The sequence below is a fragment of the Gordonibacter pamelaeae 7-10-1-b genome, assembly GCF_000210055.1.
GTDB classification, from domain to species: Bacteria; Actinomycetota; Coriobacteriia; order Coriobacteriales; family Eggerthellaceae; genus Gordonibacter; species Gordonibacter pamelaeae.
Genome location: NC_021021.1, coordinates 1853251 through 1856120, shown reverse-complemented (window position 1 = coordinate 1856120; position 2870 = coordinate 1853251). Strand labels below are relative to the sequence as shown.

The following is a 2870-nucleotide window of genomic DNA, read 5'->3' as shown; positions in this document are numbered from 1 at the left end:
TGGGCGGCGCCCGCCTGGGCGTCCTGCGGGAAGGCCGCCTCGGCCGCGTCGGCCACGAGCCCCCGCGGCGCTCCCAGCGCCACGAGCTCGTCGAGCGTCATCGATGCGATGGTAGACTGCGCGATGTCGTACGTCGCGCTCTTCTCGTGCACGTTGAGCCAGTCCTCCACCCCGAACGGTGCGATGTCCATGTTCGTTTCCTTCCCTAAAAGCTGATGACGCCCATTGCCAGCAGCACCAGCGACAGCACGCCGAGCGCGGAGATGGCGCCCATGCCCGCCTTCTCGCCCGTGGTGAGGGCCGTCGCGCCGGCCTCCTTGCGCGCCCGCCAGTAGAAGAAGAAGCCGGGGATGTAGCCCACGCACGTGAGCAGCAGGAACGACCAGCCGTTGAACAGCACGCCCACCACCTGGAACGCCACGGCCACGATGCCGATGGCGCACTGGCCCCACTCGTGGTGCTGCGCCGAGAACTTCACCTGGTAGGCCGCCGCGAACGCCCACGTGATGACGATGGCCACCGTGCACATGGAGAACGCGAAGTTGTACGCGTCCTCGGTGAACAGGAGCGTGATCATGAACGCCTGCGTGCACGCGCCCACCACGATGAGCGAGATCTGCGGCGAGCCCTTCTTGTTCAGCCGGTTGAACACGGGCGGCAGCAGCTCGTGCTTCGCCATGAGCGACGTGGTCTCGGACGGCAGGATGGTGAACGACAGCCACGACCCCAGCACGGCGACGATGAGCGCCACGCTGATGAACGCGCCGCCCCAGCCCGGCGCCATGCTCTCGAACACGTACAGCATGGCCGGCTTGTCCAGCGCGCCGATCTCGGCGTAGGGCAGGTACCCGAACGGCAGCACCGACGCGCCCACGTACACCAAAAGCAGCACCACCAATCCGATGACCGTGGCCTTGCCGGCCTCGCTCTTCTTGCGCGCGCGGGCCGACACCACCATGGCGCCCTCGATGCCGATGAACGACCACATCATGATGATCAGGCAGTTCACTATCTGGTCGCCCACGCCGCCCAGGTCCACGCCCTCGCCCGCCATGGCGGCGGCGTTGCTGGCCATCTGCCCCCAGAAGTCGGCCGTGAACACGCCGGCGTTGAACAGCACGATGCTGAACAGGATGAACACCACGATGGGCACGACCTTCGCGATCATGACGATGGCGTTGAGGAATGCCGCGCTCTCCACGCCGCGGATGACGAGGAACGTGATGCCCCACATGATGACGCTGGCCACCACGATGCTGCCAATATTGTTGCCCGGCAGGAAGTACGGCAGGAAGAACCCGAGCGTGGACATGAGGATGGTGGCGAACGCCACGTTGCCGAGCCACGCCGACAGCCAGTAGCCCCAGCCGCTGATGAAGCCCGAGAACTTGCCGAAGCCCTCCTCGGCGTACGAGAAGATGCCGTGCAGGTCGGACCGCTTCGCGCCCAGGTTCGCGAACGAGAGCGCCAGCGCGAGGAAGCCCACGCCCACGACGCCCCATGCCACGAGCGCGCTGCCCGGGGCAGCCACCTGGCCGATCTGCCCGGTGAGGGCGAACACGCCCGAGCCGATGCAGGAGCTGACCACGAGGCCGATGAGGCCGAACAGCCCGATGCCCTTCTTTTCCTCTTCCATAGGGGGATGCCTTTCCGCCGAAATGGGTGCCTGTTGCGGCAGGAACGCGGTCCGACTGCGCCGCGGTCGACCGGCGGGCGCATCGCGGCCGCGTCCCGTGCCGCGCCGAGAACGATCCCACGTCTCCCTGACGCGCGCAATCAGGTAAGCCGATCCGTTGACGGCCCTCCGCTGGTCGGTTACGTTCGCCGCGGTTCGGGCAAGGAGGAACGCTTCGGAAGGTTATAATGGACGCAATCTATCATTGGCGACCAACAGATCGGCCCGGCGCCGGGCCGGACGCGAAGGGAAAGCAGGTTTCATGGACACCGAGATCATCCGCATCATCAACAAGGCGCTCGACGGAGGCCTGCTCGACAAGAAGGAGATCATGGCCCTGTTGTCGGTGGAGAACCTCTCGCCCGAGGCGTTCGCCATCCAGCAGGCGGGCCGTGCGTTCACCTCGCAGCTGTGCGGGGGCGAGGCGGAGATCCACGCGCACATCGGACTGGACGCGGCGCCGTGCCCGAACGACTGCAAGTTCTGCTCGTTCGCGGCGTCGAACAAGATCTTCCGCACGCACGAGGTCATCCCGCTCGAGCAGGTGATCGCCGAGGCGCAGGCCATGGAGGCCGCCGGGGCGAACGCGCTCTACCTCGTGACCACCGTGCACTACGGCGAGGAGAAGTTCCTGGAGACGGCGCAGGCGGTGCGCGCCGGGCTGTCCACCGACGTCCCGCTCATCGCGAACGTGCCCGACTTCGACGAGGACTACGCGCGCGAGCTCGTGCGCATCGGCATAGCCGGCGTATACCACGTGGTGCGCCTGGGCGAGGGCGTGTTCACGCGCTGCAAGGTGGAGACGCGCCTGAAGACCATGGAGGCCGCGAAGAGCGCCGGGTTGGTGCTGGGCAACTGCATCGACCCCATCGGGCCCGAGCACACGCCCGAGGAGCTGGCCGACCTCATCTTGCTCGCACGCGATTTCGAGGTGGGCTTCAGCGGCGCCATGCGGCGCAACACCGTGCCCGGAACCGAGTTCGAGCGCTACGGCAACATCAGCTACGGCCGCCTGGCCACCTACGCCGGCGCCACCGCTCTGGCCACCGGCCCAGGCATCCGCGGCAACTGCACGCACGAGCCCAGCCAGCTATGCGGCCAGGCCGGCGCCAACATCATGTGGGCCGAGCGCGGCACGTCGCCCCGCGACACCGCCACCGAGACGACGCGCGGCCTGTCCGTCGACCAGGTGCGC

General features: G+C 67.5%; 2 protein-coding genes and 1 pseudogene. 1 reads left to right on the top strand and 2 read right to left on the bottom strand.

All coding sequences use genetic code 11. The features are described 5' to 3' along the window. Together GPA_RS19770 and GPA_RS08555 are read right to left on the bottom strand one after the other, a co-directional pair. Window positions 1–191 (bottom strand): annotated as a pseudogene (locus GPA_RS19770) (hypothetical protein); the annotation flags it as partial. 14 nt (window positions 192–205) lie between these two features. Continuing rightward, window positions 206–1636 (bottom strand): basic amino acid/polyamine antiporter, encoded by a 1431-nt coding sequence (locus GPA_RS08555; RefSeq protein WP_015539618.1) that lies wholly within the window; start codon window positions 1634–1636, stop codon window positions 206–208. 301 nt (window positions 1637–1937) lie between these two features. Between GPA_RS08555 and GPA_RS08550 the strand changes: the two genes are divergently transcribed. After that, on the top strand, window positions 1938–2870 hold a 933-nt coding region (locus tag GPA_RS08550; protein ID WP_049784086.1), incomplete at its 3' end, for a radical SAM protein.